Here is a 6,116-nt window from a genome sequence, read left to right on the forward strand (position 1 = left end):
TCTTGATTATCGTTTCATTGCTGGCGACTTCGTTCGCAGGCGTCTGCCTTCCGCGGGCAAGGGCTGCAACGCAGCCACAGGTCGTGCTCACGACGAGCGGAGCCGGCCTGACATCCGGGTATACGGTCACCTTCACGACTGGTCCTGCCGGTGACCTCACAGGCAACCAGGGGAAGGTCTCCATCATCTTCCCCGCTGGTACCTTGTTGCCCGCAACCATCTCGCCGAGTTCTGTGCACCTCAATGGGCTGACTCCGCCTGCAGTGCAAGTCGTAGGCCAGCGCGTCGACGTCACCGTAGCGGTCGGCGTAGGTGTCAATGCTCAGGTGCAGGTAATGTTCGACGTGGCTGCGGGAATCCGCAACCCGTCGACCCCTCAGTCTGTTGCGCTGCAAGTGTATACGACGTCGGAGAATAGCAGTGTCTCGAGCGCGACGTATCAGATTGTTGCTGTTGGTCGCACGACTGCGGTAGTGACCCCTGTGAATCCTGACGGACTCAACGGGTACTACAAGACCCACCCTGTCGTCAGCATCGCCATTATTGGCGGCTCCAGTGCAGGGTTGTCTGTCTTCTATCGAATCAACGGTGGCGCTGAAACGCCATATGTTTCGCCCATTCAGGTCCCAGATGGTAACATAACGGTTGTCTACTATGTGCGGGACATCCTGGGGAACCAGGAGAATCCAAACACGTTGAGTTTCAAAGTGAAGACGACGCTGCCTCAGATCACGATTCTCTCGCCAACGGAAGGGAGCTCGGGCAGGGTTCAGAACGTGACACTGACCGGTCGCACGGAAGCAGGCAGTTCCGTCACAGTGAACGGGATTGCCGCGACAGTCCTGCCTACAGGCGAATTCTCTGCGGGTGTCAGCTTCCACGAAGGAACCAACGTTGTCCAGGTCATCGCCACGGATGTCGCAGGCAATGTCGGCCAGATACGTGTGAATGTGACCCTCGATACCAAGCCGCCTGTGCTTGCGCTGACATCCCCGAAGATCTATTCGACGGTGACGATGCAGCAGGTAGCGGTCACCGGCAACACTGAGGCCGGTGCGACCCTGACGGTAGCGGGCTCACGGGTAAACGTCGCAGCGGACGGTTCGTTCAGCGTCATGTACATGTTCCCGAAGGAAGGGCTGAACGTTGTCGAGGTAACGTCGACAGATGCAGCGGGGAACAGTGCAAAGGCCGACATCCCTGTCACCTATGTCGCGCGCACGTTGATTCGGCTGCAGGTTGGCAACAGGACTGCAATGATCAACGACGTGTCGAAGACGCTGCAGGCGGCTCCCATCAACGTGAAGGGCGTCGTGATGGTCCCGCTCCGGTTCATGGGAGAGGCGTTCGGAGCCATGGTGGAGTGGGAGCCCGTGTTCCAGATTGTCCGGCTTCAGCTGGTCTCCACGACCATTTACCTCCAGATGGGATACAACTATGCGTCGGTGAACGGCAAGAGGATAATACTCCAGGGTCTGCCGTCCATTATTGCGGGCACAACGATGGTTCCAATTCGGTTCATCTCGGAAGCATTCAACGCAAAAGTCGTGTGGAACGCTCCCACTCAGGGCATCGACATCACGTATCCGAAGTCCTGAGTCCAGCACTAATTCATCAGAGAGGGGTGTAACATGAAGCATGAGGGATTGATCGTCGGTCTGCTGGTCGTCACGGTCGTCTGTTCCGTGGCAGCGCTTGCTCTGGGTATTGCACGTCTCCCGCGTGTGTCCAGGGTTGTTGCTGCTACCGGTACGGCCCAGAAGTCGTTTGTACCAGATACCGCCCATTTGGATCTTGGCGTCCAGACAGACGCTCCGGAAGTGCAGAAGGCTCAACAGGACAACGCGGCGACAATGAACGGCGTCCTGGCTGCCCTGAAGGCGCTCGGCGTCAAGAGCGAAGACATCCAGACCAGCAGTTTCTACGTCAGCCAGAACTTCGACTACTCAAGTGGGAAGTCGGCGCAACCGACAGGGTGGCGGGTCACAAACACGGTGACCGTGACTACTAAGCCCGAGACCGTGTCGGCCATCATCGATGCAGGTTCGAAGGCTGGGGTGAACATCTTCAACAGTGTCAGCTTCGATATCAGCAATCGCGAGGAGCTGAAGGCAGGACTGATGAAGGATGCCATGGCGAACGCCCGGGCGAAAGCCATGGGAACGCTGGCAGGCACAACTCATACCCTGGGTGACATCGTTTCGATAGCGGCAGACTGGTCCGGGCCTTCAGTGGTCTATGCTGGTCCACAGGGAATGGGGGGCGCTACAGATTACGTCCCCGTGGAAACCGGTACCAATATCCTGTCGGTCTCGGTATCCGTCAGTTTCGAGCTCGACTGAAGGCGTTGCTGGCATAGTGTTCGTCCGTTTTGCCCCGTCGGACACGACGACGGGGCAAAACCATGTTGTCGGTGTTGCATACAGGCGACAGGATGGTAGTATGATTTCATGTTCTTCACAATTGGGAACGGAAATCCAGTTGAATGCCACTTCTTGGCGTGATTGAACCATAAGCGCTATTCATGCTGTCTTGCGGTTCACTGTCTGTTCACACAAGGCGATGACACAATCATCCATCGAGGGTAGAATACAACCATGAAAAAGATACTTGTCGTCGAAGACGAAGAGAACATCCGTACGCTCGAGAAGCTCTATCTGCAGAAGGAAGGCTATGAACCCATTCTGGCTGCGACTGGGCGCGAAGCATTGCGCCTGTTCGACGAGCAGAAACCTGATCTCGTGATCCTGGACCTCATGTTGCCCGAACTGAACGGCGAGGAGGTCTGCCGCGAAATTCGCAAGAAGTCGACCGTGCCGATTATCATGGTGACGGCCAAGAGCGATGAGATCCAGAAGCTTGAAGGCCTGGAGATCGGCGCAGATGACTATGTGACCAAGCCCTTCAGCCCGCGCGAGCTCATGGCCCGTATCAAGGCGGCGCTCAGGCGGTATGACTGGGAGCGTCTGGCTGACACGGCGCCGGTGGAGAAACTGGTCTTCAAGGATATCGTCGTCTATCCGGGCAAGCATCGCGTTGTGAAGGCGGGTAAGGATATCATGCTCACCCCCAAGGAATTCGAGGTNNATCTACGGCGGCAGCGATGACGAAGTCTTCGACCGTACCATCGATGCCTACATCAAGAATATCCGCAAGAAAATCCAGGACGACCCCGGAAACCCGACGTACATCGAATCTATCTACGGAGTCGGATACCGTATCCTGGTGTAACGTGACCTGTTGAAGAAGGCGTCCAGCTTCCATACCAGGCTGATCCTCAGCTACGCGGCGCTTCTGGTGCTGGTTATGGTGCTGTCGATCAGCATAGCGGACGCCTTCTTCATACGGGCATTCAAGACCTTCCTCTCCGGCGGATATGGGTCACCCTTCGGCATCGAGTCGATGGTCATCGAGCCGAAGACCTATCTGCTGACTGCCACGTATCTCAAGTTCCATGACATGATGCGTCTCTCTGTATGGATCGGCGGATGCGCCGTCATGTTGATCGCACTCGGCGTGGCGAGCTGGTTCACGCGACGCTTTTCTCAGCCTATCTCCGGATTCGCTGGCTTCGCCGACCGCATCGGCCATGGCGACTACGACGCACAGATCTCGGACAATCAGGGACTGCGTGAGTTTGCCGAGCTGTCCGACTCGCTCAACCACATGGCACACGAGCTGAAGTGCCGTGACGAGGTGGAGCAGGAACTCTTCTCCAACCTTTCTCACGAGCTTCGCACCCCCGTGACGGTCATCAAGGGCTACATGGAAGCTCTTGATGCTGAGCTGATCTCCAGCCCTCAGGAGCTGCATTCGGCGGCAGAGGCGATTTCCCAGGAGACGGCCAATCTCGAGATCATGATCAATGAATTGCGGCAACTTGCCCAGATCGACAACAACGCTGTCATGCCCGAGGAGTCGAACTTCGACGTCGATGAGGTGCTGGGGTATATCTGGCGAAGGTTCGCCCCCATCGCTGTGGCCCGTGGAGTTCTATTGTCGCACCAGTTCGGGGCGAACGTGAAGGTTCACCTCGACCGTCAGCTTCTGGACAGGGCAGTGGCCAATCTGCTGAGCAACGCTATCACTGCCACGCCGTCGGGACACTCCGTGACCCTCTCCAGCGCAATCGATGGGTCGCACGGGGTCAACATCGTCATCGAGGATACCGGGTCCGGAATTCCCGAAGAGGACCTGGCTCACGTGTTCGACCGCTTCTTCAGGAGTGATCGTTCGCGCAACAGGAGGAGTGGAGGTCTGGGCCTCGGTCTTCCCATCGCCAGGGATCTCGTGGAGATCGAAGGTGGCCATCTCGACATCAGGAGCACGGTAGACGTTGGCACACGCGTAACCATATCTTATCCGCGGTCTGTCATCGCTCGCGACGAGTCCCTTCTGGCTTCCTGAAGAACTCGTCTTGTACCTGTTGCTCGCAGGATTACACTGACATCTGCGGCCCATGGCGGCCGACTTGTTTGCGGGGAGTAGTCCATGGCCGGAGACAACATGTTGCACGCCGAAGTTCATCAGACTGAAGGACTCACATTCGTGGCACGCGGTCCTTCCAATCACTGGGTTGTTCTCGATACGTCCGAATCGGGTGGTGGTCATGGAGCTGGGTCCAACCCTATGGAACTGGTCCTGATGGCGCTCGGTGGATGCACGGGGATGGACATCGTTTCGATCCTCGCCAAGATGAAAGAATCGTATTCAGGATTTCGTGTTGAGCTGTCCGGCGAACGCGCCGAGGAACCCCCTCGCCGGTTTACCCGCATCTTCGTCGACTACTACCTGACCAGTGACACTGTTCTGACGGACAACGTTGTCAAAGCGATCCGGCTGTCCGCCGAGAAGTACTGCTCTGTCGGTGGGACGTTGGCCCCCGGTGTGGCGATGGTCCACAAGTACCACATCATCCGTGGTACGGGCGAGGAGACCGGCGAGGTCGTCTGATCGCCATGCGTCATTCCCGCGGGGCTCTGTCCTTCCCACGCCCTCCGTCATTCCCGCGAAGGCGGGAATCCATTCCTGCATCACCATATAGATGCAGTGCGCTGGTTTACTCTGCCCCATGATTTGATATGATAGGAATATGGGAGCCAGAAGACACAGAAACAAACATCAGGATCAGCCTCTCGTGGGCGCGCCTGTCGCCGGGCCGCGCAAGGAGGATGCGGCTGCGCCGAGAGCCGTGGCAGCAGACACCTCCCAGGACCATACGCTCGATGCGTTCTTCGATCCCGCGCATATACGTCTGAGCAGCATCATGCAGCGCCAATCTGAGCTGGCGACGCTCGCTTGGCACTTTGCCCTTGCGTCTGTGTTCGTGCCGGTGGCCGGCATTGTCCTCGGTCTTCTCGCGGTCTTGTTCGCGCGCGAAGCCCAGGACATGTTCGACCTTGTCGGGGGGGCCGACTTCGACAGGCGTCGGGCGCACAAGTCTCTCGTCATCGGAGGCACGATGACAGGAATCTGGCTGATTGGGACGATCGTGCTTATTGTTGTCCTCGCATCCAGGGGATTCTAGTCGAACTACACACACCAGTCTGCGACACAGAGATTGGCTGGTTGTCACAGATGGTGTAGACTGCCTCAGAATTTGTAACCGAACTGTCGCAACAGGGTCTTTCTGTCACCTGCGTCGCCATCGGTCTCGACGCCCTTCGGCTTCTCTCCGTCGATGACGCCCAGGATGCCGCGGCCGGTTCCGTCGTCCGCAACGATCACCTGGAGTGCGTTCGCCGTGGCAGCGAAGATGCTGCAGACCTCCGGCACGGTCTTGAGAGCGTTGAGCACATTGATCGGGTAGGCGTTTCCAAGCAGCAGGACGAAGATATGCCCTGCGCCGATGGCCAGGGCGTTATCCCGGGCCAGTGCGATCAGGTGCTCATCCGTCCCGGAGCACCGCACCAGGCAGACCCCGGACGCTTCGTTGAACGCCAGCCCGAACTTCACGCCCGGCACGGCGTTCACCACAGCCTCGTAGATGTCCTCGACACTCTTGATGAAGTGTGTCTGCCCGATGATGACGTTCATGTCCTCGTCCTTCGTGACTGCTACCAGCTCCAGCTGCATGGCATCACCTCCACGTGCATTGTAGCGCCAGAAGTGCAGGA

At 57.8% G+C, this 6,116-nt stretch carries 6 protein-coding genes and 1 pseudogene; 6 read left to right on the top strand and 1 reads right to left on the bottom strand.

Annotated features, from left to right (window positions below; genetic code table 11):
• The 6 genes and pseudogenes from SMC3_RS00975 to SMC3_RS01000 all read left to right on the top strand — a co-directional run.
• Positions 1–1,598 (top strand): stalk domain-containing protein (locus tag SMC3_RS00975; RefSeq protein ID WP_165846488.1); only part of this gene is annotated, 1,598 nt, incomplete at its 5' end.
• 33 nt (positions 1,599–1,631) lie between these two features.
• Positions 1,632–2,342, top strand: coding sequence for an SIMPL domain-containing protein (locus tag SMC3_RS00980; RefSeq protein ID WP_119086806.1), 711 nt, complete (start codon positions 1,632–1,634; stop codon positions 2,340–2,342).
• Positions 2,343–2,597: 255 nt separating this feature from the next.
• A pseudogene (locus SMC3_RS00985) lies at positions 2,598–3,231 on the top strand (response regulator transcription factor).
• A 9-nt stretch (positions 3,232–3,240) separates the two neighbouring features.
• Entirely contained in the window at positions 3,241–4,407 is a 1,167-nt protein-coding gene (locus SMC3_RS00990; protein ID WP_119086808.1) for a sensor histidine kinase, read from the top strand.
• 84 nt (positions 4,408–4,491) lie between these two features.
• Positions 4,492–4,953, top strand: coding sequence for an OsmC family protein (locus SMC3_RS00995; RefSeq protein ID WP_207799597.1), 462 nt, complete (start codon positions 4,492–4,494; stop codon positions 4,951–4,953).
• A gap of 139 nt (positions 4,954–5,092) precedes the next feature.
• The gene (locus tag SMC3_RS01000) at positions 5,093–5,527 is read left to right on the top strand and encodes a hypothetical protein (RefSeq protein WP_119086809.1); all 435 of its coding nucleotides are present in this window, start codon (positions 5,093–5,095) and stop codon (positions 5,525–5,527) included.
• 65 nt (positions 5,528–5,592) lie between these two features.
• Here SMC3_RS01000 and SMC3_RS01005 read toward each other — a convergent pair whose 3' ends face one another.
• A complete protein-coding gene (locus tag SMC3_RS01005; protein ID WP_119086810.1) occupies positions 5,593–6,075 on the bottom strand; it encodes an adenosine-specific kinase in 483 nt (160 codons plus the stop codon).
• Positions 6,076–6,116 lie beyond the last annotated feature (41 nt).

Source organism: Candidatus Cryosericum hinesii, assembly GCF_003570985.1.
GTDB lineage: Bacteria > Caldisericota > Caldisericia > Cryosericales > Cryosericaceae > Cryosericum > Cryosericum hinesii.

Excerpts from the sequence above, each read along its gene's own strand:
- SMC3_RS00980 (WP_119086806.1), top strand. The coding sequence starts at position 1,632 with ATGAAGCATGAGGGATTGATCGTCGGTCTGCTGGTCGTCACGGTCGTC.
- SMC3_RS00995 (WP_207799597.1), top strand. The coding sequence starts at position 4,492 with ATGGCCGGAGACAACATGTTGCACGCCGAAGTTCATCAGACTGAAGGA.
- SMC3_RS01000 (WP_119086809.1), top strand. The coding sequence starts at position 5,093 with ATGGGAGCCAGAAGACACAGAAACAAACATCAGGATCAGCCTCTCGTG.
- SMC3_RS01005 (WP_119086810.1), bottom strand. The coding sequence starts at position 6,075 with ATGCAGCTGGAGCTGGTAGCAGTCACGAAGGACGAGGACATGAACGTC.